General features: G+C 62.7%; 25 protein-coding genes. 20 read left to right on the top strand and 5 right to left on the bottom strand.

The features are described 5' to 3' along the window. Positions 1 to 54: 54 nt before the first annotated feature. The 6 genes from tilS to ispD all read left to right on the top strand — a co-directional run bounded on the left by tilS (position 55) and on the right by ispD (position 6,681). Positions 55 to 1,338: a tRNA lysidine(34) synthetase TilS gene (gene tilS, locus CAF92_RS23635; protein ID WP_085602081.1), complete on the top strand. Its 1,284-nt coding sequence runs from the start codon at positions 55 to 57 to the stop codon at positions 1,336 to 1,338. Between the two features lie 268 nt (positions 1,339 to 1,606). Then, positions 1,607 to 3,235, top strand: coding sequence for a CTP synthase (locus tag CAF92_RS23630; protein ID WP_025337984.1), 1,629 nt, complete (start codon positions 1,607 to 1,609; stop codon positions 3,233 to 3,235). Between the two features lie 3 nt (positions 3,236 to 3,238). After that, positions 3,239 to 4,084: a 3-deoxy-8-phosphooctulonate synthase gene (gene kdsA / locus CAF92_RS23625; protein WP_025337985.1), complete on the top strand. Its 846-nt coding sequence runs from the start codon at positions 3,239 to 3,241 to the stop codon at positions 4,082 to 4,084. A 153-nt stretch (positions 4,085 to 4,237) separates the two neighbouring features. Further along, positions 4,238 to 5,527: a phosphopyruvate hydratase gene (gene eno / locus CAF92_RS23620; RefSeq protein ID WP_085602080.1), complete on the top strand. Its 1,290-nt coding sequence runs from the start codon at positions 4,238 to 4,240 to the stop codon at positions 5,525 to 5,527. 168 nt (positions 5,528 to 5,695) lie between these two features. Continuing rightward, positions 5,696 to 5,977 carry a cell division protein FtsB gene (gene ftsB / locus CAF92_RS23615; protein WP_004375443.1) on the top strand — a complete coding sequence of 94 codons (282 nt, stop codon included), beginning with the start codon at positions 5,696 to 5,698 and terminating at the stop codon, positions 5,975 to 5,977. Then, positions 5,974 to 6,681, top strand: a complete 708-nt coding sequence (gene ispD / locus CAF92_RS23610) for a 2-C-methyl-D-erythritol 4-phosphate cytidylyltransferase (RefSeq protein WP_085602079.1) — start codon at positions 5,974 to 5,976, stop codon at positions 6,679 to 6,681. Before ftsB ends, ispD begins: the two co-directional genes overlap by 4 nt. A gap of 132 nt (positions 6,682 to 6,813) precedes the next feature. Here ispD and CAF92_RS23605 read toward each other — a convergent pair whose 3' ends face one another. Then, positions 6,814 to 7,710 (bottom strand): LysR substrate-binding domain-containing protein, encoded by an 897-nt coding sequence (locus CAF92_RS23605; protein ID WP_085602078.1) that lies wholly within the window; start codon positions 7,708 to 7,710, stop codon positions 6,814 to 6,816. Between the two features lie 107 nt (positions 7,711 to 7,817). Between CAF92_RS23605 and CAF92_RS23600 the strand changes: the two genes are divergently transcribed. From CAF92_RS23600 to rpoS, 8 genes are all read left to right on the top strand, one after another. Further along, a complete protein-coding gene (locus CAF92_RS23600; protein ID WP_016712915.1) occupies positions 7,818 to 8,930 on the top strand; it encodes an S-(hydroxymethyl)glutathione dehydrogenase/class III alcohol dehydrogenase in 1,113 nt (370 codons plus the stop codon). Between the two features lie 8 nt (positions 8,931 to 8,938). Continuing rightward, positions 8,939 to 9,793, top strand: a complete 855-nt coding sequence (gene fghA / locus CAF92_RS23595; protein WP_025337989.1) for an S-formylglutathione hydrolase — start codon at positions 8,939 to 8,941, stop codon at positions 9,791 to 9,793. A 208-nt stretch (positions 9,794 to 10,001) separates the two neighbouring features. Continuing rightward, on the top strand, positions 10,002 to 10,475 hold the full coding sequence (gene ispF / locus CAF92_RS23590) for a 2-C-methyl-D-erythritol 2,4-cyclodiphosphate synthase (RefSeq protein WP_015269207.1): 474 nt from the start codon (positions 10,002 to 10,004) through the stop codon (positions 10,473 to 10,475). Then, a complete protein-coding gene (gene truD / locus CAF92_RS23585) occupies positions 10,472 to 11,530 on the top strand; it encodes a tRNA pseudouridine(13) synthase TruD (RefSeq protein WP_085602077.1) in 1,059 nt (352 codons plus the stop codon). Before ispF ends, truD begins: the two co-directional genes overlap by 4 nt. Further along, entirely contained in the window at positions 11,518 to 12,267 is a 750-nt protein-coding gene (gene surE / locus CAF92_RS23580) for a 5'/3'-nucleotidase SurE (RefSeq protein ID WP_085602076.1), read from the top strand. Before truD ends, surE begins: the two co-directional genes overlap by 13 nt. 35 nt (positions 12,268 to 12,302) lie before the next feature. Continuing rightward, complete coding sequence (locus CAF92_RS23575; RefSeq protein WP_161797639.1) at positions 12,303 to 12,941, top strand: protein-L-isoaspartate(D-aspartate) O-methyltransferase; 639 nt, start codon at positions 12,303 to 12,305, stop codon at positions 12,939 to 12,941. Positions 12,942 to 13,161: 220 nt separating this feature from the next. Further along, positions 13,162 to 14,019, top strand: a complete 858-nt coding sequence (locus tag CAF92_RS23570; RefSeq protein WP_046616636.1) for a peptidoglycan DD-metalloendopeptidase family protein — start codon at positions 13,162 to 13,164, stop codon at positions 14,017 to 14,019. Between the two features lie 108 nt (positions 14,020 to 14,127). After that, positions 14,128 to 15,135: an RNA polymerase sigma factor RpoS gene (gene rpoS, locus CAF92_RS23565; protein ID WP_013971277.1), complete on the top strand. Its 1,008-nt coding sequence runs from the start codon at positions 14,128 to 14,130 to the stop codon at positions 15,133 to 15,135. A 618-nt stretch (positions 15,136 to 15,753) separates the two neighbouring features. Here the strand turns inward: rpoS and fdxA are convergent. Together fdxA and mutS are read right to left on the bottom strand one after the other, a co-directional pair. Continuing rightward, positions 15,754 to 16,077 carry a ferredoxin FdxA gene (gene fdxA, locus CAF92_RS23560; RefSeq protein WP_004375459.1) on the bottom strand — a complete coding sequence of 108 codons (324 nt, stop codon included), beginning with the start codon at positions 16,075 to 16,077 and terminating at the stop codon, positions 15,754 to 15,756. A gap of 140 nt (positions 16,078 to 16,217) precedes the next feature. Next, complete coding sequence (mutS, locus tag CAF92_RS23555) at positions 16,218 to 18,791, bottom strand: DNA mismatch repair protein MutS (RefSeq protein WP_046616667.1); 2,574 nt, start codon at positions 18,789 to 18,791, stop codon at positions 16,218 to 16,220. Positions 18,792 to 19,092: 301 nt separating this feature from the next. Between mutS and CAF92_RS23550 the strand changes: the two genes are divergently transcribed. From CAF92_RS23550 to recX, 4 genes are all read left to right on the top strand, one after another. After that, positions 19,093 to 19,746 (top strand): hypothetical protein, encoded by a 654-nt coding sequence (locus CAF92_RS23550; protein WP_085602075.1) that lies wholly within the window; start codon positions 19,093 to 19,095, stop codon positions 19,744 to 19,746. 126 nt (positions 19,747 to 19,872) lie between these two features. Then, on the top strand, positions 19,873 to 20,355 hold the full coding sequence (locus CAF92_RS23545) for a CinA family protein (RefSeq protein WP_046616638.1): 483 nt from the start codon (positions 19,873 to 19,875) through the stop codon (positions 20,353 to 20,355). A 103-nt stretch (positions 20,356 to 20,458) separates the two neighbouring features. Beyond that, complete coding sequence (gene recA / locus CAF92_RS23540; RefSeq protein WP_015269214.1) at positions 20,459 to 21,526, top strand: recombinase RecA; 1,068 nt, start codon at positions 20,459 to 20,461, stop codon at positions 21,524 to 21,526. Between the two features lie 21 nt (positions 21,527 to 21,547). Continuing rightward, a complete protein-coding gene (recX, locus tag CAF92_RS23535) occupies positions 21,548 to 22,018 on the top strand; it encodes a recombination regulator RecX (protein WP_046616639.1) in 471 nt (156 codons plus the stop codon). A gap of 145 nt (positions 22,019 to 22,163) precedes the next feature. Here recX and CAF92_RS23530 read toward each other — a convergent pair whose 3' ends face one another. Next, positions 22,164 to 23,282, bottom strand: a complete 1,119-nt coding sequence (locus tag CAF92_RS23530; RefSeq protein WP_025337997.1) for an LOG family protein — start codon at positions 23,280 to 23,282, stop codon at positions 22,164 to 22,166. A gap of 162 nt (positions 23,283 to 23,444) precedes the next feature. Here CAF92_RS23530 and CAF92_RS23525 point away from each other — a divergent pair, with 162 nt between their 5' ends. Continuing rightward, on the top strand, positions 23,445 to 23,654 hold the full coding sequence (locus tag CAF92_RS23525; protein ID WP_046616640.1) for a hypothetical protein: 210 nt from the start codon (positions 23,445 to 23,447) through the stop codon (positions 23,652 to 23,654). Positions 23,655 to 23,667: 13 nt separating this feature from the next. On the opposite strand, the gene CAF92_RS23520 is transcribed toward CAF92_RS23525, so the two are convergent. After that, a complete protein-coding gene (locus CAF92_RS23520) occupies positions 23,668 to 24,087 on the bottom strand; it encodes a quorum-sensing-regulated virulence factor family protein (RefSeq protein WP_085602074.1) in 420 nt (139 codons plus the stop codon). A 220-nt stretch (positions 24,088 to 24,307) separates the two neighbouring features. On the opposite strand from CAF92_RS23520, the gene CAF92_RS23515 reads away from it, so the two are divergent. Next, positions 24,308 to 25,018 (top strand): tRNA-uridine aminocarboxypropyltransferase, encoded by a 711-nt coding sequence (locus CAF92_RS23515; protein WP_085602073.1) that lies wholly within the window; start codon positions 24,308 to 24,310, stop codon positions 25,016 to 25,018. Positions 25,019 to 25,053: the final 35 nt, after the last annotated feature.

Here is a 25,053-nt window from a genome sequence, read left to right as displayed (position 1 = left end):
CCCTGTGGGGGCGGGTTCACCCGCGACTGCATACTCGAATTGAGTGCGGGTTCGATGATCAACCTCACACCTTGGCTCAACGCCCCCACCTGGTACATCGCCTTCTCCGGCGGCCTCGATTCCACCGTCCTCCTGCACCTGCTGGCTGACTACGCCCGCAATCACGCATCACCTCCACTGCGCGCCATCCACATCCATCACGGCCTGCAAACCGCCGCCGATGCCTGGCCCGCCCACTGCCAAACCGTCTGCGACAATCTCGGCATCGAACTCCAGGTCATCCACGTCCAGGTCACCCCCGGCGCCAGCCTCGAACAGGCCGCCCGCGACGCCCGCTATGCTGCCTTCAGGCAAGCCCTCGGCCCGGGTGACATCCTGTTCACCGGCCAGCACCGCGAAGACCAGGCCGAAACCCTGCTGTTCCGCCTGCTGCGCGGCGCAGGCCTGCGTGGCCTGGCTGCAATGCCGGGGCAGCGCGCATTAGGGCAGGGCAGCCTGGTCAGGCCATTGCTGGGCTGTTCCCGTCAGCAGCTGCAGGACCACGCCGAGGCCAATGGGCTGGACTGGATCGATGATCCATCGAACGCTGACACACAATTTGCCCGCAACTACCTGCGCAGCGAAGTGTTTCCGCTACTTCGGCAACGTTGGCCACAAGCCAGCCAGAACCTGGCCCGCGCCGCCGAGCACCTGGGCGAAGCCCTGGGCCTGCTGGACGAACTGGCGCAGGACGACCTGGCGCTCGCCGGGGAGGGCGCGCCGGTGGCCTGGCCGGGGCTGGACTCCCTCGACCTGGCCACCCTGCTGGCGCTGTCGCCGGCCCGTCAGCGCAATGCCCTGCAATACTGGCTGAGCCGCCGTACCCGCCTGCCTGACACCCGGCACTGGGCCGGCTGGGCGGACCTGTGCGATGCCGCCGCCGATGCCCAGCCCGTCTGGCGCCTTGCCGATGGGCAGCTGCTGCGCGGTCATGGGCGCATCTGGTGGTTGAGCGGTGACTGGCTGCAACTGCCCGTCGGCGAACTGGCCTGGGCCGATCCCGCCGAGTCTTTGCCGTTGCCGGGTAACGGCAGGGTGCGTCTTGCTGGCGCAGCGCCGCTGCACGGCTTGCGCATTGCCTACCGCCAGGGCGGTGAAGTGCTGGATGTCCCCGGCCGTGGCCGACGCGACCTGAAGCGCTTGCTCAACGAGTTGCAGGTGCCGCTCTTCCTGCGCCCGCGCCTGCCATTGCTGTACCAGGGCGAGCGGCTGCTGGCGGTGGCCAACCTGCCCGGGCTGGTGCAGGCGGATTGCCAGCTGTATTGGCAATTGCCGACGAACGCGCAAGGTTTGAGCTGAAGGGTACATTCGGGTAGACTACCCTCCCTTCTTGATACAGCTTCTGTGGGTTCCGCGAAAACACAGGAGTTGCCGATTACCAAGCAGTTTTTTGCTGGGCTGATTCTTAAAATGACGAGCGAGCTCCATGCCGGGATATTCCTGGTCTGTACAGACGCGGCAGTTTTTCGAGATGCACTGTGATTGACGCAGGTGATCGGGGGCTTCGGCCTTCCTTCGCTTTCTCCGGCGGCGCTGGCCGCCTTAACGCAGACTTCTAGGGTTTTTCATGACGCGCTACATATTCGTCACGGGCGGTGTTGTTTCTTCATTGGGGAAAGGCATTGCCTCGGCTTCCCTGGCGGCCATCCTGGAAGCGCGGGGCCTGAAGGTCACCATGCTCAAGCTGGATCCGTACATCAACGTCGATCCGGGTACCATGAGCCCGTTCCAGCACGGTGAAGTGTTCGTCACCCACGATGGCGCCGAGACCGACCTCGACCTGGGCCATTACGAGCGGTTCATCCGCACCACCATGACCCAGAACAACAACTTCACCACCGGCCGCATCTACGAGCACGTACTGCGCAAGGAGCGTCGTGGTGATTACCTGGGCGCGACCATCCAGGTCATCCCGCACATCACCGACGAAATCAAGCGTCGCATCATCAAGGGCGCCGGCGATGCCGACGTGGCCCTGGTGGAAATCGGCGGTACCGTGGGTGACATCGAGTCGCAGCCGTTCCTCGAGGCCATCCGCCAGCTGCGCGTCGAAGTGGGCTCCAAGCGCGCCATGCTGATGCACCTGACCCTGGTCCCGTACATCGCCACCGCTGGCGAGACCAAGACCAAGCCGACCCAGCACTCGGTGAAGGAGCTGCGCTCCATCGGCCTGCAGCCTGACGTGCTGATCTGCCGCTCCGACCACCCGGTCGATGCCTCGTCGCGTCGCAAGATCGCGTTGTTCACCAACGTTGAAGAGCGCGCGGTGATTTCGCTGGAAGACGTCGACACCATCTACAAGATCCCGGGCGTGCTGCACGCACAGGGCCTGGACGACTTCGTCGTCGAGCGCTTCGGCCTGCAGTGCAATGGCGCCGACCTGTCCGAGTGGGACAAGGTGGTCGATGCCAAGCTCAACCCTGAGCACGAAGTGACCATCGCCATGGTCGGCAAGTACATGGAACTGCTGGATGCGTACAAGTCGCTGATCGAAGCGATGAGCCACGCCGGCATCACCAACCGCACCAAGGTCAACCTGCGCTACATCGACTCGGAAGACATCGAGAACCAGGGCACCAGCCTGCTCGAAGGCGCCGATGCCATCCTGGTGCCGGGCGGTTTCGGCCTGCGCGGCGTGGAAGGCAAGATCACCGCGGTGCAATACGCCCGTGAGAACAAGGTGCCGTACCTGGGTATCTGCCTGGGCATGCAGGTGGCCGTGATCGAATTCGCCCGTAACGTGATGGGCTGGAAAGACGCCAACTCCACCGAGTTCGACCGCAACAGCGGCCACCCGGTAGTCGGCCTGATCACCGAGTGGGCCGATGCCACCGGTGCCGTCGAAACCCGCAGCGAAGCCTCCGACCTGGGCGGCACCATGCGCCTGGGCGCACAGGACTGCCAGCTGGCCGCCGGTTCCAAGGTGCACGACTGCTACGGCAAGGACGTGATCACCGAGCGTCACCGTCACCGCTACGAAGTGAACAACAACCTGCTGCCGCAACTGGTCGATGCCGGCCTGGTGGTTTCCGGCCGTTCCGAAGACGGTGCGCTGGTGGAAGTGGTCGAGTCCAAGGACCACCCATGGTTCGTCGCCTGCCAGTTCCACCCGGAATTCACTTCGACTCCGCGTGACGGCCACCCGCTGTTCAGCGGCTTCGTCAAGGCAGCCCTGGCTCAGAAGAACAAGGCCTGATCAATGACCCAGAAGATCATTCGCGTCGGTAACATCGAGATCGCCAACGACAAGCCGTTCGTCCTGTTCGGCGGCATGAACGTCCTGGAGTCCCGTGACCTGGCAATGAAGGTCTGCGAGGAGTACGTGCGGGTGACCGAGAAGCTCGGTATCCCGTACGTGTTCAAGGCCAGCTTCGACAAGGCCAACCGTTCGTCGGTAACCTCGTACCGTGGCCCGGGCATGGAAGAGGGGCTGAAGATCTTCGAGGAGATCAAGCGCACCTTCAACGTGCCGGTCATCACCGACGTGCACGAGCCTTATCAGGCCGAGCCTGTAGCCAAGGTATGCGACATCATCCAGCTGCCGGCCTTCCTGTCTCGGCAGACCGACCTGGTGGTGGCCATGGCCAAGACCGGCGCAGTGATCAATATCAAGAAGGCGCAGTTCCTCGCACCCCAGGAAATGAAACACATCCTGACCAAGTGCGAAGAGGCCGGTAATGACCAGTTGATCCTCTGCGAACGTGGTTCGAGCTTCGGCTACAACAACCTGGTGGTGGACATGCTCGGCTTCGGCATCATGAAGCAGTTCGAGTACCCGGTGTTCTTCGACGTGACCCACGCCCTGCAGATGCCGGGTGGTCGCGCCGATTCCGCCGGTGGTCGCCGCGCCCAGGTCACCGACCTGGCCAAGGCCGGCATGAGCCAAGGCCTGGCCGGGCTGTTCCTGGAAGCCCACCCCGATCCGGACAACGCCAAGTGCGATGGCCCATGTGCCCTGCGCCTGGACAAACTGGAGCCGTTCCTGGCCCAGCTCAAGCAACTGGACGACCTGGTGAAAAGTTTTCCGACGGTAGAAACCGCGTAAAGCTCGATTCTCGGGTAAAGTACCGTCCGATCCACCCCTGACCAGTCGGTCAGGGGTTCCCTTCACCCGGCCTGCCCACTGCAAGTCCGCCCGGTGAACGGCAAGAATTTCCTAAGCTAAGTTGTTTTCGTCAATTCTGGAGTGCTTACAACAATGGCAAAAATCGTCGACATCAAAGGTCGTGAAGTTCTCGATTCGCGTGGCAACCCCACCGTGGAAGCCGATGTACTGCTCGACAACGGCATCATCGGCAGCGCCTGCGCGCCGTCCGGTGCTTCCACTGGCTCGCGCGAAGCGCTGGAGCTGCGTGATGGCGACAAGAGCCGTTACCTGGGCAAGGGCGTGCTGAAGGCCGTCGCCAACATCAACGGTCCGATCCGTGACCTGCTGCTGGGCAAGGACCCTGCCGACCAGAAGGCCCTGGACCGCGCCATGATCGAACTGGACGGTACCGAAAACAAGGCCAAGCTGGGCGCCAACGCCATCCTGGCCGTTTCCCTGGCTGCCGCCAAGGCCGCTGCCCAGGACCAGGACCTGCCGCTGTACGCGCACATCGCCAACCTGAACGGCACCCCGGGCCAGTACTCGATGCCGGTACCGATGATGAACATCATCAACGGTGGCGAGCACGCCGACAACAACGTCGACATTCAGGAGTTCATGGTTCAGCCGGTTGGCGCCAACACCTTCTCCGACGGCCTGCGCATGGGTACCGAGATCTTCCACCACCTCAAAGCTGTGCTGAAGGCCCGTGGCCTGAACACTGCCGTTGGTGACGAAGGTGGTTTCGCGCCTAACCTGGCTTCCAACGAAGACGCCCTGGGCGCCATCGCCGAAGCCGTCGAGAAAGCCGGCTACAAGCTGGGCACCGACGTGACCCTGGCGCTGGACTGCGCGGCTTCCGAGTTCTACGAAGACGGCAAGTACAACCTGTCCGGCGAAGGCAAGACGTTCGACGCCGAAGGCTTTGCCGAGTACCTCAAAGGCCTGACCGAGCGCTTCCCAATCATCTCGATCGAAGACGGCCTGGACGAGTCCGACTGGGCTGGCTGGAAAATCCTCACCGACAAGATCGGCGCCAAGGTGCAACTGGTAGGTGACGACCTGTTCGTGACCAATACCAAGATCCTCAAGGAAGGCATCGAGAAGGGCATCGGTAACTCGATCCTGATCAAGTTCAACCAGATCGGCTCGCTGACCGAAACCCTGGAAGCCATCCAGATGGCCAAGGCTGCTGGCTACACCGCGGTGATTTCGCACCGTTCCGGTGAAACCGAAGACTCGACCATTGCCGACCTGGCCGTGGGTACCGCTGCTGGCCAGATCAAGACTGGTTCGCTGTGCCGTTCCGACCGCGTTTCCAAGTACAACCAGCTGCTGCGCATCGAAGAGCAGCTGGGTGCCAAAGCGGTTTACCGCGGTCGTGCCGAGTTTCGCGGCTAAGCAAGAGATGGTAAAAAGACAGCAGCCGGAGTTGTAGGAACGTTCGTACTGTTCTTTCCTACATTTCAACGGGTTTCTGTCGACGAAGCCTGGCCTCGGCCAGGCTTCGTGCTATTCGAGGCCCCGAAGTAAATAATACCCGGCAGCCTTTTTAACCTGGATAACGTGATGCGCAGTCCCTATTGGTTGTTCCTCGTCCTGCTCCTGCTGCTGGGTGGCCTGCAGTACCGCCTTTGGGTGGGTAATGGCAGCCTGGCGCAAGTGACCGAGCTGAAGCAGCAGATTGCCGAGCAGCATGCCGAAAACGAGCGCTTGCTCGAGCGCAACCGCGTGCTTGATGCCGAAGTGCTGGAGCTGAAAAAAGGCATGGAGACCGTTGAAGAGCGGGCTCGCCACGAATTGGGGATGGTCAAAGAGGGCGAAACCCTCTTCCAGTTGCCACAGAAATGATCGAAACCTTACCGGCCTTCTGGGCCGTGATTCCTGCTGCGGGCATAGGTGCCCGCATGGCTGCCGACCGCCCCAAGCAGTACCTGGAACTGGCCGGGCAGACCATTCTCGAGCACAGCCTCGACTGTTTTCTTGGCCACCCGATGCTCAAGGGCGTGGTGGTCAGCATTGCCGAAGATGACCCGTACTGGCCTGGCCTGCGCTGCGCCAGTGACCCGCGCATCCAACGCGCGGCGGGCGGACGCGAGCGTGCCGACTCGGTACTCAATGCCTTGCTGACGCTGCATGCCCAAGGGGCGGCGGACAGCGACTGGGTGCTGGTGCATGATGCCGCGCGCCCGAACCTGGCGCGCAGCGATCTGGACAAGCTGTTGTCGGACCTGGCGGATGACCCGGTGGGTGGCCTGCTGGCGGTACCGGCGCGCGATACCCTCAAGCGGGCCGATGCCGATGGCCGGGTGGGTGCTACTGTCGACCGTAGCACCATCTGGCAGGCCTATACGCCGCAGATGTTCCGCCTGGGGGCATTGCATCGGGCGCTGGCGGAGTGCCTGGTGTCGGATGTGCTGGTAACCGACGAGTCGTCCGCAATCGAGTGGTCCGGCCAGGCACCGCGGCTGGTCGAAGGGCGCAGCGACAACATCAAGGTGACCCGGCCGGAAGACCTGGAGTGGTTGCGCCAGCGTTGGGCAGGGCGCCGCTGAATTTCTTGTTCCTGTGCCGGTCTCTTCGCGGGTAACCCCTCTCCCACAGGTATCGCACATCCCTTCAGGCTGGCGCTGTACCTGTGGGAGCGGGTTTACCCGCGAAGAGGCCAGAGCAGCCAGCACAAGGTTTCAGTTCAAGCGATACTCCGGCAACCCCGCCAATCCTTCCTTCAGGTAATCCACCAACCGCCGCACCTTCGGCGACAGGTGCCGCTGCTGCGGATACAGCGCCCACACCGCCGTGTTCGGCGGCTGGTGCGCCTCCAGCAACGACACCAGCGCGCCACTGTTCAGGTGCTCCAGCACATAGTAATCCGGCAGTTGGCACAACCCCATTCCCAGAAGCGCCGCGTCAAGCACCGCCTGCCCGCTGTTGCAGCGCCAGTTGCCCTGGACGCGCTGGCTGATCTCGCGGCCGTCCTGCTGCAGCGCCCACAAGTCCGAACTGCCCACCAGGCAATTGTGCCGCGCCAGTTCCGACAGGCTGTGTGGCCGACCATATCGTTCCAGGTAGGCCGGCGAGGCGCACAGGTACATGCGCCGGGGCGCCAGGCGGGTTGCCACCAGTCGCGAGTCGGCCAGCCGGCCCAGGCGAATGGCCAGGTCCATGCCTTCATGCACCAGGTCAAGGGTGTGGTTGCTCAGTTCCACATCCACCCGCAGCTGCGGGTACAGCGCCATGAACCGCGTCACCAGCGGCACGATGAAGCGCTCACCATAGGCCACCGCGCAGGTCATGCGCAGCAACCCCTTGGGCTCGCTGGCCAGGTCGCCCATGGCGCGCAGGGCTTCCTCGCGGCCATCCTGCAGGCGCTGGCAGTGCTGCAGAAATGTCTGCCCCGCCTCGCTCAGGGTCACCCGCCGGGTACTGCGGTACAGCAGGCGTGTCTGCAGGCGCTCCTCCAGCCGGGCGATTTGCCGGCTGATGTGCGATGAGGAAACCCCCAGGCGCTCGGCGGCCGCGGTGAACTGGCCAGACTCGGCCACCGCGACGAATTCGTCGATACCTTCCCAGCGGCTGCTCATTGATTATCCCTGCATGGCAATAATGTTTTGTCTTTGTCCGGATTATTCATCAAAAGGCGGTGAATTACACTGCCAGACTGAATCGACCCTCTGTCTGGAGACCTTTGATGATCAAGTCCCGTGCTGCCGTAGCCTTCGAAGCCAAGAAACCCCTGGAAATCGTCGAAGTCGACGTGGCCATGCCCAAGGCCGGTGAAGTGCTGCTGCGCGTGGTCGCCAGCGGTGTCTGCCACACCGATGCCTACACCCTGTCCGGCGCCGACCCGGAGGGTATCTTCCCGTCGATCCTCGGCCACGAAGGTGGCGCGATCGTCGAAGCGGTAGGCGAGGGCGTTACCTCGGTCGCCGTTGGTGACCACGTCATTCCGCTGTACACCCCGGAATGCGGCAAGTGCAAGTTCTGCCTCTCGGGCAAGACCAACCTGTGCCAGGCCATCCGCGCCACCCAGGGCAAGGGCCTGATGCCGGACGGCACCACGCGCTTCTCCTACAAGGGCCAGCAGCTGTTCCACTACATGGGTACCTCGACCTTCTCCGAGTACACCGTGCTGCCGGAAATCTCCGTGGCCAAGATCCAGAAAGAAGCGCCGCTGGAAAAGGTCTGCCTGCTGGGTTGTGGCGTCACCACCGGTATTGGCGCGGTGCTCAACACCGCCAAGGTCAAGCCGGGTGACACCGTGGCCATCTTCGGCCTGGGCGGCATCGGCCTGTCGGCAGTGATCGGTGCGGTCAAGGCCAAGGCGTCGCGCATCATTGCCATCGACATCAACCCGGCCAAGTTCGAAATCGCCCGCCAGCTGGGTGCCACCGACTGCATCAACCCGAAAGACTACGACCGCCCGATCCAGGAAGTGATCGTCGACCTCACCGACGGCGGCGTGGACTTCTCCTTCGAGTGCATCGGCAACGTGCAACTGATGCGTGCTGCGCTGGAATGCTGCCACAAGGGCTGGGGTGAGTCGGTGATCATCGGCGTGGCCGGCGCAGGCCAGGAAATCGCCACTCGTCCGTTCCAACTGGTCACCGGCCGCGTATGGCGTGGTTCGGCATTCGGCGGCGTGCGTGGTCGCAGCGAGCTGCCAAGCTACGTGGAAATGTCCGAGAAGGGCGAGATCCCGCTGGATACCTTCATCACCCACACCATGGGGCTGGAAGACATCAACAAGGCTTTCGACCTGATGCACGAAGGCAAGAGCATCCGCAGCGTGATCCACTTCTGAGGTTTGCCATGAGCCTGGATAACATCTCCTGCCAGAAGAGCTTCGGCGGCTGGCACAAGCGTTACCGGCATCACTCCAAGGTGCTGGGTTGCGACATGGTGTTCGCCGTCTACCTGCCACCGCAGGCCGAACAGGGCGAGAAGCTGCCGGTGCTGTACTGGCTCAGCGGCCTCACCTGCACCGACGAGAACTTCATGCAGAAGGCCGGCGCCCAGCGTCTGGCCGCGGAGCTTGGGTTGATCATTGTCGCCCCCGACACCAGCCCGCGTGGCGAGCAGGTGCCGGGCGACCCGGACGGTGCCTGGGACTTCGGCCTGGGTGCCGGCTTCTACCTCAATGCCACTCAGCAGCCGTGGGCCCAGCACTACCGCATGCACGACTATGTGGTGGAGGAGTTGCCTGCGTTGATCGAGGCGCACTTCCCGGCCTCGGGTGAGCGCAGCATCAGTGGCCACTCCATGGGGGGGCATGGTGCGCTGGTGTGCGCCTTGCGCAACCCGGGGCGCTACCGTTCGGTGTCGGCGTTCTCGCCAATCAGCAACCCGATGGATTGCCCGTGGGGCGAGAAAGCCTTCAGCCGCTATCTGGGTGAAGACCGTGCGCGCTGGCGTGAGTGGGATGCCAGCGTGCTGCTTGCCGAGACCCCGGCCGGCGAATGCCCGCCGTTGCTGGTGGACCAGGGCGACCGCGACGACTTCCTCGAGAAGCAGCTCAAGCCTGAAGCGCTGGAGCAGGCGGCACGCAAAGGCGGGCATGAACTGACCCTGCGCCTGCAGCCTGGCTACGATCACAGCTACTACTTCATCGCCAGCTTCATCGAGGAGCACTTGCGTCATCATGCGGTGGCGCTGGGGCGGGTCTAAGGCGTAGCTGGTGTTTGCTTGATCGCCTGCAGGAGCAGCCTTGTGCTGCGAATGGGCTGCGAAGCAGACCCTGGGTCTGACGCTATCGCCGATATTGCCGGGGCCGCTTTGCGGCCCATTCGCAGCACAAGGCTGCTCCTACAACGACGGCCCCAATACCGGCTAAAGCAGGTAGAATCACGCCCTGACTCATTCAGGGCGTTTTTCTATGCGTATTGGCCACGGCTACGATGTGCACCGTTTCTGCGACGGTGATTTCATTACCCTGGGCGGGGTGCGTATCCCCCACAAATACGGCCTCCTGGCCCATTCCGATGGCGACGTGCTGCTGCACGCCCTGAGCGATGCCTTGCTTGGCGCGGCTGCGCTGGGTGACATCGGCAAACACTTCCCCGACACCGATCCGCAGTTCAAGGGCGCCGACAGCCGCGTTCTGCTGCGCCATGTGGTCGGCATCGTGCAGGCCAAGGGCTGGAAGGTCGGCAACATCGACGCCACCATTGTCGCCCAGGCGCCGAAGATGGCCCCGCACATCGAGACCATGCGCAAGCTGATCGCCGAAGACCTGCAGGTCGAACTCGACCAGGTCAACGTCAAGGCTACCACCACCGAGAAGCTCGGCTTCACCGGCCGCGAGGAGGGCATCGCCGTGCATTCGGTAGCCCTGCTGCTGCCAGCATGACCGAACTGGAACTGCTGGGCCCGCGCGCATCGGGCGAACCACTGGGTACCGCCGTCCTCAAGGCGGTGGCCGAAGATTTCCAGGTCGACGAAGTACTGGACATCCCCCTGTCGGGCCAGGGCGAGCACCTTTGGCTGTGGGTCGAGAAGCGTGACCTGAACACCGAGGAGGCCGCCCGCCGCCTGGCGCGTGCCGCCGGCGTGCCGGTGCGTACGATCAGCTATGCCGGCCTCAAGGACCGCCAGGCCTTGACCCGCCAGTGGTTCAGCCTGCATCTGCCAGGCAAGGCCGACCCGGACCTGTCGCGCGCCGAGGATGCCAGCCTGCGTGTGCTCAAACAGGTGCGCCATCAGCGCAAGCTGCAGCGCGGCGCACATTCGGCCAACGGTTTCACGCTGCGCCTGACGGCCCTGGCTGCCGATCAAAAGGCTTTGGATGCGCGCCTGGAACAACTCAAGCAGCACGGTGTGCCGAATTATTTCGGCACCCAGCGCTTCGGCCACGGTGGTGGCAACGTTCATGACGCCCTCGATTGGGCCGCACGCAAGGCCCTGCCCGAACAGCGCAACGTGCGTTCGCGGTTGCTTTCTGCCGGGCGCAGCTACCTGTTCAACCAAGTGTTGGCAGCCCGTGTTGCCGACGGCAGCTGGGCGCGTGCGCAGGTGGGCGACCTGTTGGCGTTCACCACGAGTCGTAGCTTCTTTCCTGCTGGAGAGTCGGAATGTTCTGATCCTCGGCTGGCGATCCTTGACCTGCATCCGACCGGCCCGCTGTGGGGGGCCGGCGATTCGCCAGCTACCGGAGGTACCGCGCAACAAGAGGATGCGATCGCCGCACGGCAGCCGGCACTTTGCCAGTGGCTGGCCTTGGCGGGCATGGATCACGAACGACGCATTCTGCGGCTCCCTATTGGCGGTCTTACGTGGCATTATCCCGAGCCTGATATCCTGCAACTGGAATTCGTCCTTCCGGCCGGATGCTTCGCCACCGTGGTGGTGCGCGAAGTCGTGGATCTGGTGTCGGCGGGGCAGACGGACAGCTCATGCGTATTCTGATTTCGAACGACGACGGTGTTACCGCACCCGGCATCGCCGCGCTGCACGCTGCGCTGGCGGATTATGCCGAGTGCGTGGTTATTGCCCCGGATCAAGACAAGAGCGGCGCCAGCAGTTCGCTGACGCTGGACCGGCCACTGCACCCGCAGACCTTGGCCAATGGCTTCATCAGCCTCAACGGCACGCCGACCGACTGTGTGCACCTGGGGCTCAATGGGCTGTTGCCACAGGCGCCGGACATGGTGGTGTCGGGGATCAACCTCGGTGCCAACCTGGGTGACGATGTGCTCTATTCGGGCACGGTCGCAGCCGCGTTGGAAGGTCGCTTCCTTGGCGGTACCTCCCTGGCGTTTTCGCTGTTGTCGCGCCTGCCGGACAACCTGCCGACCGCGGCCCATATCGCCCGCCGCCTGGTCGAGGCGCAGTCGCGCCTGGCGTTGCCGCCGCGTACCGTGCTCAACGTCAACATCCCCAACCTGCCGCTGGAGCACATTCGTGGCATCCAGCTCACTCGCCTCGGTCACCGGGCGCGGGCGGCGGCGCCGACCAAGGTGGTCAACCCGCGCGGCAAGGAAGGCTACTGGATCGCTGTGGCTGGGGACGCCGAGGACGGTGGCCCGGGTACCGACTTCCATGCAGTGATGCAAGGCTATGTATCGATCACTCCACTGCAGCTCGATCGCACCTTCAGTGACGCCTTCGAGCAGCTCGACGGTTGGCTGGAGGGCCTGCTCTGATGCGTGAGGACGATATGCTGCGGCGTGGCATCGGCATGACCTCCCAGCGTACCCGGGAGCGGCTGATCCAGCGCCTGTGCGAGGAGGGCGTTTCGAACACCAAGGTGCTCGACGTGATCCGTCGTACCCCGCGCCACCTGTTCGTCGACGAGGCGCTGGCGCATCGCGCCTATGAAGATACCGCGCTGCCGATCGGTCACAACCAGACCATCTCGCAACCGTTCATGGTTGCCCACATGAGCGAGCTGCTGCTCGAGGCCGGCCCGCTGGACAAGGTGCTGGAAATCGGTACCGGCTCTGGCTACCAGACGGCAATCCTGGCCCAGCTGGTCGAGCGGGTGTTCTCGGTAGAACGCATCAAGGTGTTGCAGGACCGGGCCAAGGAGCGCCTGGTAGAACTGAACCTGCGCAACGTGGTGTTCCGCTGGGGTGACGGTTGCGAAGGCTGGCCGGCGCTGGCGCCGTACAATGGCATTATCGTCACCGCTGTGGCGCCGGAAGTGCCGCAGGCACTGCTCGACCAGCTGGCGCCCGGTGGTCGTATGGTGATCCCTGTGGGGTCCGCCGGCGAAACCCAGCAGCTGATGCTGATCGTGCGCGAGGAGCATGGATTCTCCCGCCGCGTGCTGGGGGCAGTGCGCTTCGTACCGCTGCTCAACGGCCCGCTGGCCTGAACACTGCTGGTTCGAGCCGCGCGATATTTTTACGCCAGCACCGAATTCTTGCAGCAGCGCCCTGTCTATCTGGCGGGGTGGAGCGCTAGCGTACAGCGTGTGCCATGGCTTTGCAGCAGTCTTTCACCAACCCTGCCAATGCGGGCGGGCTTAGTTATAATTGCAATAATATTGCATTTCTTGTCTTCATATCGTTTTCGGCACCATGAGGGGAGCGCGGGTGGGTCACACAGTCATTCGGCAGCGCAAGGACGGTTCGGGTTTCACGCTTCTGGTGATTGCACTGGCCATGGGCGCGCTACTGGTGGGTTGCTCGAGCACCAGCAGCAACAGTGCACGGGTGGTCGACCGCAATAACACCGTGCCCAAGCGCCCGGCGGTAACTACCGGGCAGTACATCGTCAAACCTGGTGATACGCTGTTCTCCATCGCCTTCCGTTATGGCTGGGACTACAAGGAACTGGCTGCGCGCAACGGCATCGCGGCGCCCTATACCATTCGCCCGGGGCAAGCGATTCGTTTCAGCAGTGGCTCTACCGGCAGCACCACGGTGGTATCCAGCCCATCGTCGTCGAGTAAGACCACGGTTATCCGGCGGCCTGTGGGAAGCACCGGCACACCCCCTGCCAGCACCAGCAAACCGGCCACGCCGGCAGCCTCCAGCAGCGCCCCGGTGGTCGCTACGGTGCCTGCCGCGGAGCGTGCGGTAGGCGGCTGGACCTGGCCTGCCAACGGTGTGCTGATTGGAAAATTCGCTTCAAACGGTAGTTTGAATAAAGGCATTGATATCGCCGGTGATTTGGGACAGCCTGTTTTTGCTGCGTCTGATGGTACGGTGGTGTACGCCGGGAGTGGCTTGAGGGGCTACGGCGAACTGATCATCATCAAGCACAGCGATACCTACGTCAGTGCCTACGGCCATAACCGCAGGCTGTTGGTTCGGGAGGGGCAGCAGGTCAAGGCAGGGCAGTCGATTGCTGAAATGGGGTCCACGGGCACAGATCGGGTGAAGCTGCATTTCGAGATTCGCCGCCAGGGCAAACCCGTCGATCCGCTCCAGTTCCTGCCACGTCGTTGACCGTTGTACCCGGCCTGTTCCTGTGATGTAGAGGGGACAGGCTCCAGCGCTGCCAGGGAGACAGGTGCCGCTCGAGTCTGAGTTCGAACTCAGCAAAGGACTATAACAATGGCTCTCAGTAAAGAAGTGCCGGAGTTTGACATCGACGATGACCTGCTTCTGATGGAGACGGGGATCGTTTTGGAAACGGATGTGGTGTCAGACGAACCTGCTGTATCTTCGGTTCGGACGAGGGCCAAGTCAGGCTCTTCGCTCAAGCAACACAAGTATATCGATTACAGCCGGGCGCTCGATGCCACCCAGTTGTATCTCAACGAGATCGGATTCTCGCCTCTGCTTTCGCCGGAAGAGGAAGTGCACTTTGCGCGCCTGTCGCAAAAGGGCGATCCTGCCGGCCGCAAGCGCATGATCGAAAGCAACCTGCGCCTGGTTGTAAAAATTGCCCGTCGTTACGTCAATCGCGGCCTTTCGCTGCTCGACCTGATCGAGGAGGGCAACCTGGGGCTGATCCGTGCGGTCGAGAAGTTCGACCCGGAGCGTGGTTTCCGGTTCTCGACCTACGCGACCTGGTGGATTCGCCAGACCATCGAGCGGGCGATCATGAACCAGACCCGCACCATTCGCCTGCCTATCCACGTGGTCAAGGAACTGAACGTCTACCTGCGCGCTGCGCGCGAGCTGACGCAGAAACTGGACCACGAACCCTCGCCAGAAGAAATCGCCACGCTGCTGGAGAAGCCGGTCGCCGAGGTCAAGCGCATGCTGGGCCTGAACGAGCGGGTGTCTTCGGTGGATGTGTCGCTCGGCCCGGACTCGGACAAGACCCTGCTCGATACCTTGACCGACGACCGCCCGACCGACCCGTGCGAACTGCTGCAGGATGACGACCTGTCGCAGAGCATCGACCAATGGCTGGGCGAGTTGACAGACAAGCAGCGTGAAGTGGTGGTGCGTCGCTTTGGCCTGCGCGGGCATGAAAGCAGCACCCTGGAGGATGTTGGCCTGGAGATCGGCCTGACCCGTGAGCGGGTGCGGCAGATCCAGGTCGAGGGGCTCAAGCGTTTGCGTGAGATCCTCGAGAAGAACGGCCTGTCCAGTGAGTCGTTGTTCCAGTAGCGGAAGCCTGCAACACAAAGCGCCCCGATGATTTCGGGGCGTTTTTGTATGTTTCGATCAGAGGTGCCCCATTCAAAATTGCCGGGGGCGCTTTGCGCCCCTTTCGCGACACAAGGCCGCTCCCACAGGTATTTCATCGCCTTCGAATGCGCCACTATCCTGTGGGAGCGGCCTTGTGTCGCGAAAGGGCTGCAAAGCAGCCCCAAAACATTATGTACTGCGCTACCCCAGTAACATCGCGTGTAAGCCTTTGCTTACTTGTTCTGTAAGCCTTCTATGTACGCTTCAGTAAATCATTGTCGTATCCAGCACCTGCGTTTTCCCAACTCATTGAAAATCCTGGTTTATTCGGCTGTGAGGAAATGTGTCACCTGCAACACTCTGTGAGGTTTCGCGGTTGCCCGACCGGCTCAAGTCGCTAGTATTCGAACTGTGCACAGGGACATGCACAGGCTTTCAGGATGGAAGCCAGGGACGTCGCAAGAAGCGATTTCATCAGGATGATGTTTGGGACAAGCAGGGACTACGGAAAAAATGTGGGCGGGTCAAACCGCCCCTTTTTTTGCCCGCAGAAAACAAAAAAGGCCCCAAAGGGGCCTTTTTCGTGTCCGGACGCTATCAGCGCTCCAGGTCTGCAATCTTGCCAGTCTTGCCATCCCACTCTTCAGCGTCCGGCAGGGCATCCTTACGCTCGGTGATGTTCGGCCAGATTTCCGCCAGTTCGGCGTTCAGCTCGATGAAGTTCTCCATGCCTGCAGGCACTTCGTCTTCCGAGAAGATGGCTTGCGCTGGGCATTCCGGCTCGCACAGGGCGCAGTCGATGCACTCGTCCGGGTGGATGACCAGGAAGTTCGGGCCTTCGTAGAAGCAGTCCACCGGGCAGACTTCCACGCAGTCGGTGTATTTGCATTTGATGCAGTTGTCGGTGACGACGAAGGTCATTTCTAATTCTCTCCTCAGGCGACGGCGGCGGCCCTTCCTCTCAGGGCCGCGCGGTTTGCGGGCATGTGGCTGCAGGCCAGGCTAATAACCTGCAGCACCAGCAAACCGCGGCGGATTCTACCAGCTTGTAGTGGGCGCCGTTATAACAGGTTCTTTAGTTGATATAGCATTTCGATAGCTTGACGCGGGGTCATGTCGTCCAGCTGCAGCTTGCCCAGCTTCTCGATGGCCGGGTGTGGCAGGCTGGCGAACAGGTCGCTCTGGTGCGGGACCTGTGGCACGTCCTTGGCCTTATGGGCCGGGGGCTGTTCATGCGGCAGGCTGGTGGTTTCCAGCCTTGCCAGGTGTTCACGGGCACGCTGGATGACGGCCGTCGGCACGCCGGCCAGCTGCGCCACGGCCAGGCCGTAGCTCTGGCTGGCAGGGCCAGGCAGCACGTGGTGCAGGAACACGATGCGTTCGTTGTGCTCGGTGGCGTTCAGGTGCACGTTGGCTACCAGCGGCTCGCTTTCCGGCAGCACGGTGAGCTCGAAGTAGTGGGTAGCGAACAGCGTGTAGGCACGCAGCTGGGCCAGGCGCTCGGCGGCGGCCCAGGCCAGCGACAGGCCGTCGAAGGTACTGGTGCCACGGCCCACTTCGTCCATCAGCACCAGGCTGCGGTCGGTGGCGTTGTGCAGGATGTTGGCGGTTTCGCTCATCTCGACCATGAAGGTCGAGCGGCCGCCGGCCAGGTCGTCGCTGGAGCCGATGCGGGTGAAGATGCGGTCGACCAGCGACAGCTCGCAGCTGGCAGCCGGCACGAAGCTACCGATATGCGCCAGCAGCACGATCAGGGCGGTCTGGCGCATGTAGGTGGACTTACCGCCCATGTTCGGGCCGGTGATGATCAGCATGCGTGTGCTGTTGTCCAGGCCCAGGTCGTTGGCCACGAACGGTGTGGTCAATACCTGTTCCACCACCGGGTGGCGGCCCTGCTCGATGCGCAGGCACGGCTCGTCGACGAAGCGTGGGCAGTTCAGGTCCAGATTAAGTGCACGTTCGGCCAGGTTGCTGAGCACGTCCAGCTCGGCCAGGGCGGCGGCGCTGTCCTGCAGCGGTGCCAGGTGGCTGATCAAGGTTTCCAGCAGGGCGTCGTAGAGCATCTTTTCGCGGGCCAGGGCGCGGCTTTTGGCCGACAGGGCCTTGTCCTCGAACGCCTTCAGCTCGGGAGTGATGAAGCGCTCGGCGCCTTTCAGAGTCTGGCGGCGGATGTAGTCGCCCGGGGCCTGCTCGGCCTGCTTGGTCGGCAGCTCGATGAAGTAGCCATGCACCCGGTTGTAGCCGACCTTGAGGTTGGCCAGGCCGGTGCGGGCCTTTTCCCGGGCTTCCAGGTCGATCAGGAACTGGCCGGCGTTCTCGCTGATCGCCAGCAGCTCGTCCAGTTCGTTGTCATAGCCGGCCTTGAGCACGCCTCCATCGCGGATCACCGCCGGCGGGTTGTCGATGATCGCCCGCTCCAGCAGGCTGGCCAGTTCAGGGTAGGTGCCGGTAATGGCGGCCAGGCGTGCCAGGTGCGGCGCCTCCAGCTCGGCCATGGCGTTCTGCAGCTCGGGCAGCGCGCCCAGGGCATCGCGCAGGCGTGCCAGGTCGCGTGGGCGGGCGTTGCGCAGGCCGATACGGGCGAGAATCCGCTCGATATCGCCAATTTCCTTGAGCTGCGGCTGCAGCTTCTCGAAGCGGTAGCTGTCGAGCAGGCAACGGATAGAGTCCTGGCGTGCCTGCAGTACCTTGAGGTCGCGCAACGGGCGGTTCAACCAGCGGCTCAGCAATCGGCTGGCCATGGCGGTCTGGCAGCGGTCGATCACTGACTGCAGGGTGTTGTCACGGCCGCCGGCCAGGTTGATGTCCAGCTCCAGGTTGCGGCGGCTGGCGCCGTCGAGGATGACTGTGTCGTCCAGGCGTTCGTGGCGCAGGCTGCGCAGGTGCGGCAGGGCGGTGCGCTGCGTTTCCTTGGCGTAGATCAGCAGGCAACCGGCGGCGCCGATGGCGAGGGTCAGCTTGTCGCAGCCAAAGCCCTTGAGGTCCTTGGTCGCGAACTGCTGGCACAGGGCCTTGCGCGCTGAGTCGCGGTCGAAGTCCCATGGCGCCCGGCGACGGGCGCCCGGGCGTTTCTCGGCAGGCAGGTCGCGCGGCCAGTCGTCGGGGATCAGCAGCTCGACCGGGTTCAGGCGCTCGAGCTCGGCCAGCAGGTTTTCCCAGCCCTTGATCTCCTGCACGCTGAAGTTGCCACTGGTGATGTCCAGTACGGCCAGGCCGAACAGACGCTCGTCACCGAGCAGCGCGGCAATCAGGTTGTCGCGACGCTCGTCGAGCAGGGCCTCGTCGCTGACCGTGCCCGGGGTGATGATGCGCACTACCTGACGTTCCACCGGGCCCTTGCTGGTGGCGGGGTCGCCAATCTGCTCGCAGATCACCACCGATTCGCCGAGCTTGACCAGCTTGGCCAGGTAGCCTTCCAGCGAATGGAACGGAATCCCGCACATGGGGATGGACTGGCCGGCCGACTGACCGCGCGCGGTCAGGGTGATGTCCAGCAGCTTTGCGGCTTTTTTCGCATCTTCGTAGAAGATCTCGTAGAAGTCGCCCATGCGGTAGAACATCAGCTGGTCCGGGTGCTGGTTCTTCAGCTTCCAGTACTGCTGCATCATCGGGGTGTGTGCGGAGAAATCGGAAATTGCTTTATTCATCAAGGGCTTAGAAAGTAGGTCTCAATATTGTGGGGCAAATTGGGGCGTTCTGTGTTGCATGCGCGACGCCGAGACCCACCGGATTTTCAAGCCGCATAGGTTAACACGGCTACCCGGCAGGCTGTACCCGCAAGTCCGGCGAGTGCACAGGGATGCGCTGAAGGCAGGTTGACATCATGGTGCCTCCGTGGAGAATTGCCTGCCTTCGCCTATCAGGGATGGCTTGCCTGACGCGTTTGCGGTGGCCTGCGGCCCAGTAAAAAATTATTGCAACAGGTTGATCAGTGCAGTGAGCACAATTCGTTTTGATGTAGATGCGGTTTTTTGTATTTCCCTCGATACCCGCGCTGACCGGCGCACGCTGTTCAGCGAAACCATTGGGCGACAGCTCGACAACGAAGTGCACTTTCATGTTGTCGAGAAAAACAGCGACCCCAAGCGCGGTTGCTACGAGTCCCATCAGCAACTGGCCCGGCATGCGCTGGACAATGGCCTCGATCGAATCCTGATCTTCGAAGACGATGCCAAGGCCTATGAGTTCAAGCCTTCGCAAGTGCGCTGGGTGAACCGCTTCATGCAGAAACGGCCCTTCGAGGCGTTGCACCTGGGCTATTCCATGGGGCGAACCTGGCTGACCTGGTTCCCGTTCATCGCCCGCGGGCGGGTGGTGGCGCTGCATGCTTATGTACTGTCGCGCGAGGGCTGCCGGATCCTGGCAGAGACGCCCTACGATGGCACCCCGGTGGATGTGGTGGTCAAGCACCGGCTACGCCAGCACTGCGTGTTCCCCATGATGTTCCGCCAGCACGCCGCCGCAGTGGCTGGTAGCGACCTGGAACAGGTGGTGCGCAACGAGGATGAGTGGTGGGAGCGCAACTGGGCCAAGCATCGTCGTTCACCGATGAAGAACATCTGGCGGACTGTGCTTCGGCTGAATTTCTGATCGGTGTGGGCTTCAGGTGCATGCCTTGAGAGGTTTGCCGCTTGCGAGATCGAGCGCCAAAAATCCGATGGCGAACTTCTCATCCCTGAAATGCTAGGGTAGAGGGCAGCCCTCAAGGAGCCCGACATGGACCCGATCACCACGCTTGCCACCCGCCTGGGTGAACACCTGCGCCGCTTCAACGCGCAGGTGACCACCGCCGAATCCTGCACCGGTGGCGGCATCGCCGAGGCTATCACCCGTGTGCCCGGCAGCTCGGCCTGGTTCGAGGCTGGGTACGTGACCTATTCCAACGCCCAGAAAACCCGTCAGCTGGGAGTGCCCGCGGCATTGTTCGGCCAGGTTGGCGCGGTCAGCCAGGAAGTGGTCGAAGCGATGGCCCGTGGTGCCCAGGCCGCCAGCGGCGCGCGCTTTGCCGTGGCGGTGAGCGGCGTGGCCGGGCCGGACGGTGGTTCGCCGGCCAAACCGGTGGGCACCGTGTGGCTGGCCTGGGCCGACGGCAACCACGTGTTCAGCGAGCGGCGCCAGTTCGACGGCGACCGCGAGGCGGTGCGCCGACAGACGGTGATCGCCGCGTTAGACGGCTTGTTACAGCTTGGTGCCGAGTAAATCGAAGACAGGGGTTTGCGCGGGCGCTTGCCTGTGGAATAATACTGGCTACTTATACAGGTATTCCGGCCGTCAGGGCCAAGTCGAACACGTGAGGATTTCAATGGACGACAACAAGAAGCGCGCCTTGGCTGCGGCCCTGGGTCAGATCGAACGCCAATTCGGCAAGGGCGCCGTCATGCGCATGGGCGACCACGAGCGCCAGGCTATCCCTGCCATCTCCACCGGCTCGCTGGGCCTGGACATTGCCCTGGGCATCGGCGGCCTGCCAAAAGGCCGTATCGTCGAGATCTACGGCCCGGAATCGTCGGGTAAGACCACGCTGACCTTGTCGGTCATCGCCGAAGCCCAGAAAAACGGCGCCACCTGCGCCTTCGTCGACGCCGAACACGCCCTCGACCCGGAGTACGCCGGCAAGCTGGGCGTCAACGTCGACGACCTGCTGGTTTCGCAGCCGGACACCGGCGAACAGGCCCTGGAAATCACCGACATGCTGGTGCGTTCCAACGCTGTTGATGTGATCATCGTCGACTCCGTGGCTGCTCTGGTACCTAAGGCCGAGATCGAAGGCGAGATGGGTGACATGCACGTGGGCCTGCAGGCGCGCCTGATGTCCCAGGCGCTACGCAAGATCACCGGTAACATCAAGAACGCCAACTGCCTGGTCATCTTCATCAACCAGATCCGTATGAAGATCGGCGTGATGTTCGGCAGCCCGGAAACCACCACCGGTGGTAACGCTCTGAAGTTCTACGCCTCGGTGCGTCTGGATATCCGCCGTACCGGCGCGGTCAAGGAAGGCGACGAGGTGGTCGGTAGCGAAACCCGCGTCAAGATCGTCAAGAACAAGGTTTCGCCGCCATTCCGTCAGGCCGAGTTCCAGATCCTTTACGGCAAGGGTATCTACCGTAACGGCGAGATCATTGACCTGGGTGTTTCCCAAGGCCTGGTCGAGAAGTCCGGTGCCTGGTACGCCTACCAGGGCAACAAGATCGGTCAAGGCAAGGCAAACGCTGCCAAGTACCTGGCTGAAAACCCGGCTATTGGTGCCGAGATCGAGAAGCAGATTCGCGAGAAGCTGCTGACCTCGGGGGCTGTTGCGGCTGCTGGTAAGGCTGCTGCTGCCGAAGCCGATGCCGATGATATGGCCGACGCTGACGCCGGTTATTGATTGCGCGGTAGATAGCCGAACATGTCCGCCGTACTCGACACCCCCGTCGCCATCCGGCGGACAGCCATGGACCTGCTCGCGCGACGTGAGCACGGTCGCGTCGAGCTGACGCGCAAATTGCGTCAGCGCGGCGCTTCGGACGAGCTTATCGAGCCTGAACTCGACCGGCTCGCCGAAGAAGGGCTGCTTAGCGAAGCCCGCTACCTGGAAAGTTTCATCCGGTACCGTTCCAGCTCCGGTTACGGCCCTGCGCGTATTCGCGAAGAGCTAGGCCAGCGCGGTTTGGCGCGTGCTGATATCGAGCAGGCGCTTCGCGAGAGCGAGGTGGACTGGGGCGAGCGCATGCGTGACGTATGGCAGCGCAAGTTTGCCGGGCAGCGCCCGCAGGATCCGCGCAGCCGTGCCCAGCAGACCCGGTTTCTGGCTTACCGGGGTTTCCCCATGGACATGATCGGCCGCCTGCTCAGTGGGCGTGATCTTGACGATTACTGAAGGCACGGACTCTGTGGGAGCGGGTTTACCCGCGAACACCGGCGTAGCCGGTGCCATGCACCACGCCGGATTCTTCGCGGCGGTTCGACGCCTCGATGAACCCGCTCCCACAGGGTGAATTGCGCCCCTGACGTTGGACACGGAATCAACTGACCTTCAACGCCTCCCTGGCCCGCTGTGTGGTATGCATGGGTTGCGGCTTGGCCCAGTTCTCCGGCAGGTTGATGAAGTCCACCAGCTCGCGCAGCCTGCCCTGGTCCCGACCATTGAAGGCAAATGACAAACGGGTCAGGTGGCTGAAATTGCCCACTTCGTGCTCGGCGCTGCTATCAGGTTGCTGGTGATACTTGCCACTCAGGCGCAAGTCGGCAAATCCTTCCTGGATGTCATACAGCGCCGCCTCGCTGAGCGGGTGATGCATGCGGATCACGAACTGGCTCTTCAGCCAGCGGCTGGAGTGGTAATTGCTGTAGAACTGGTTGATTTCTTCCACTGCCTCGTCAGCGCTGTGCACCAGGCGCAGCAGTTTCAGGTCGCTGGGCAGGATGTAGCGGTTTTCCTCAAGTTGGCGGCTGATGAAGTCCAGGCAATCGCGCCAGAAGCTGCCGCCTGGCGAATCCAGCAGCACCACCGGTACCAGCGGGCTCTTGCCGGTCTGTATCAGGGTCAGCACCTCCAGCGCTTCATCCAGAGTGCCGAAACCACCCGGGCACAGCACCAGGGCATCGGCCTCCTTGACGAAGAACAGCTTGCGGATGAAGAAGAAATGGAACGGCAGCAGCTTGTCGGTGCCATCCACCGTGGGGTTGGCGTGTTGTTCGAAGGGCAGGGTGATGTTGAACCCCAGGCTGTGGTCGCTGCCGGCGCCTTCGTGGGCAGCTGCCATGATGCCGCCGCCGGCACCGGTGATGACCATCAGGTCGGAGCGTGCCAGGGTTGCGCCCAGTTCGCGTGCCAGGGCGTACATCGGGTGTTCCAGCGGGGTGCGCGCCGAGCCGAACACGGTCACCTTGCGCCGTCCCTTGTAGCGTTCCAGGGTGCGGAACGAATGGTCCAGTTCGCGCAGGGCCTGCAGGGTGATCTTGGCGCTCCAGCGGTCGGTGTCGTCATGGGCCATGCGCAGGATGGTCAGCATCATGTCGCGGTACAGCGGCAGGTTGGGGCTGTTCGGTGCTACCAGTTGCAGTTGTGCGTCGATGTTGCTCAGGTCGATGTTGTTGTCGCGGAAGTGGCTGAACAGCAGTTCACTCGATTGGTAAGGCATGCAACGTCTCCTTCTGCACCAATACCTCTGACCTCAATCTAGACCCTTGCGCTCAATTGTGCCGAGGGTCTTCGGTACAGCCGCCCGTCGGCATGCGGCCACGGGGGATGTGGGTTTGGTTAACTGGGTAAAGCGAAACGTGTCGATGCAGGAGGTGGCGGTATGCATCGCTTGATCATCGAAGTGGACCGGCAGCTTTACCAGCAGCTGGAGAATGCGGCCCAGGTGCATCACCTGAGCCTGGAAGCCGAGTGCCGGCGCAGGCTGTCGGGGCTGGAATGCCAGTCGCGCTACCTGCAGGCGCTGCTGGCAGATATGCGCGCCGATGCCGCTGAAGGGCGTTGGTGCGCCCGTGAAGATGAGAAGGCGTAGCTATCGAAGTGGGTTACTTCTTCTTGTTGCCGGCCACGCAGCTGGCATTGTCGAAAGCCTGGTCCATGATCGGCTGGTTGGTCTTGTAGACCGTGAAGCGGTAGACCATGACCGCGCCTTTTGACATCAGGTTGCGGAAACCGCTGTTGCGGCAGACGCTGTCACCCAGCTGGCTGCGTACTTGTTCGGGGTTGGCCTGCATGCGCGCGGCATGGTCCTGGCGCACGCTCAGGTGGTTGACCAGTGCCTTGCCTTCCACGGTGTAACCCTGGTCGAGGATGTCCTCGTTGATGGCTCGCGGGGTGCCGACACTGCTCTCTTTGGCAACCTTCTGCAGCATGTTGTTCAGGTCGTATTCCTGCTTGGAAGCCGCCTGGGATGCCAGAGGCAGGGCGAGCAACAGGCTCAGGGCGGGGACGATACGGCGCAGCATGAATCTCTCCTGGTTCGATGACTGGCGCTTTGACATGCGCGGGTCGACGGCGTTCCCTGAAATCGCGCAGGCGCGAGGCCGGGGTACGGTAAAAACAGCGATTATAGGGACCGCGCCGCCACCTGCACAGCAATTGCCCCCTGTTCTGGTAGACTGGCGCCCTTAGTTTTTTCCGAGTCATCCTTGTGTCCATTCCCAACCTGTCCAGAGGCCTGCCGGCATGAGCCATGCGGTAGCGCGCCTGCGTGCCGAACGGCTGGCCCGCAGCAACAAGCCCTTCATCGCTCGTGGTTCGCGTGCCGAACGCTGCCCCGATTGCCGGGTCATCGCCACTCATTGCCTGTGCGCCTGGAAGCCCCGGGTGCAGGCCGATTCCGGGGTGTGCCTGCTGATGCATGACACCGAGCCGCTGAAGCCCACCAATACTGGTTGGCTGATCGCCGACCTGATAGAGGACACCTCGGCTTTCGGCTGGCTGCGCACTTCTGTCGACGAACGCTTGCTGGCATTGCTGGACGACCCGCGTTGGCAGCCCTACATCGTCTTCCCCGGCGAGTTCGTTGCCCAGGAGCGGGTGGTCAGCGAGGTAGTGCGCGAGCCTGGCAAGCGCCCGCTGTTCATCTTGCTGGATGCCACCTGGACCGAAGCGCGCAAGATGTTCCGCAAAAGCCCGTACCTTGACCGCTTCCCGGTGTTGAGCCTGCAGGCCGAGCAGATGTCCCGCTACCGCCTGCGGCGCTCCAAGCGCGACGATCATTTCTGCACCGCGGAAGTCGCCGCCATGTGCCTGGACCTGGCCGGTGATACCCAGGCCTCGCAAGCGCTGGACGCCTACCTGGATGTGTTCAGCCTGCATTACCTGAGCGGCAAGCGGCGCCTGCCGCTGGACGAGCAGGACGACACCCACCAGCGTTTGCATACCTTCCTATAGTCCAAGGGGCACAACCCCTGCTTTGGTTCATAATG

The organism is Pseudomonas sp. B10(2017), from assembly GCF_002113295.1.
In the GTDB taxonomy this organism is placed as follows: domain Bacteria; phylum Pseudomonadota; class Gammaproteobacteria; order Pseudomonadales; family Pseudomonadaceae; genus Aquipseudomonas; species Aquipseudomonas pudica.
Note: the sequence above shows the minus strand (reverse complement) of the source record. Positions and strands in the feature narration are given on the sequence as shown.

Excerpts from the sequence above, each read along its gene's own strand:
- fdxA (WP_004375459.1), bottom strand. The coding sequence starts at position 16,077 with ATGACCTTCGTCGTCACCGACAACTGCATCAAATGCAAATACACCGAC.
- CAF92_RS23520 (WP_085602074.1), bottom strand. The coding sequence starts at position 24,087 with ATGCTGCGCCGTATCGTCCCCGCCCTGAGCCTGTTGCTCGCCCTGCCT.
- CAF92_RS23630 (WP_025337984.1), top strand. The coding sequence starts at position 1,607 with ATGACGCGCTACATATTCGTCACGGGCGGTGTTGTTTCTTCATTGGGG.
- CAF92_RS23600 (WP_016712915.1), top strand. The coding sequence starts at position 7,818 with ATGATCAAGTCCCGTGCTGCCGTAGCCTTCGAAGCCAAGAAACCCCTG.
- ftsB (WP_004375443.1), top strand. The coding sequence starts at position 5,696 with ATGCGCAGTCCCTATTGGTTGTTCCTCGTCCTGCTCCTGCTGCTGGGT.
- CAF92_RS23515 (WP_085602073.1), top strand. The coding sequence starts at position 24,308 with ATGAGCCATGCGGTAGCGCGCCTGCGTGCCGAACGGCTGGCCCGCAGC.
- CAF92_RS23530 (WP_025337997.1), bottom strand. The coding sequence starts at position 23,282 with ATGCCTTACCAATCGAGTGAACTGCTGTTCAGCCACTTCCGCGACAAC.
- CAF92_RS23605 (WP_085602078.1), bottom strand. The coding sequence starts at position 7,710 with ATGAGCAGCCGCTGGGAAGGTATCGACGAATTCGTCGCGGTGGCCGAG.
- kdsA (WP_025337985.1), top strand. The coding sequence starts at position 3,239 with ATGACCCAGAAGATCATTCGCGTCGGTAACATCGAGATCGCCAACGAC.
- tilS (WP_085602081.1), top strand. The coding sequence starts at position 55 with ATGATCAACCTCACACCTTGGCTCAACGCCCCCACCTGGTACATCGCC.
- CAF92_RS23525 (WP_046616640.1), top strand. The coding sequence starts at position 23,445 with ATGCATCGCTTGATCATCGAAGTGGACCGGCAGCTTTACCAGCAGCTG.
- ispF (WP_015269207.1), top strand. The coding sequence starts at position 10,002 with ATGCGTATTGGCCACGGCTACGATGTGCACCGTTTCTGCGACGGTGAT.
- CAF92_RS23545 (WP_046616638.1), top strand. The coding sequence starts at position 19,873 with ATGGACCCGATCACCACGCTTGCCACCCGCCTGGGTGAACACCTGCGC.
- recX (WP_046616639.1), top strand. The coding sequence starts at position 21,548 with ATGTCCGCCGTACTCGACACCCCCGTCGCCATCCGGCGGACAGCCATG.
- recA (WP_015269214.1), top strand. The coding sequence starts at position 20,459 with ATGGACGACAACAAGAAGCGCGCCTTGGCTGCGGCCCTGGGTCAGATC.
- fghA (WP_025337989.1), top strand. The coding sequence starts at position 8,939 with ATGAGCCTGGATAACATCTCCTGCCAGAAGAGCTTCGGCGGCTGGCAC.
- ispD (WP_085602079.1), top strand. The coding sequence starts at position 5,974 with ATGATCGAAACCTTACCGGCCTTCTGGGCCGTGATTCCTGCTGCGGGC.
- surE (WP_085602076.1), top strand. The coding sequence starts at position 11,518 with ATGCGTATTCTGATTTCGAACGACGACGGTGTTACCGCACCCGGCATC.
- truD (WP_085602077.1), top strand. The coding sequence starts at position 10,472 with ATGACCGAACTGGAACTGCTGGGCCCGCGCGCATCGGGCGAACCACTG.
- rpoS (WP_013971277.1), top strand. The coding sequence starts at position 14,128 with ATGGCTCTCAGTAAAGAAGTGCCGGAGTTTGACATCGACGATGACCTG.
- CAF92_RS23575 (WP_161797639.1), top strand. The coding sequence starts at position 12,303 with ATGACCTCCCAGCGTACCCGGGAGCGGCTGATCCAGCGCCTGTGCGAG.
- eno (WP_085602080.1), top strand. The coding sequence starts at position 4,238 with ATGGCAAAAATCGTCGACATCAAAGGTCGTGAAGTTCTCGATTCGCGT.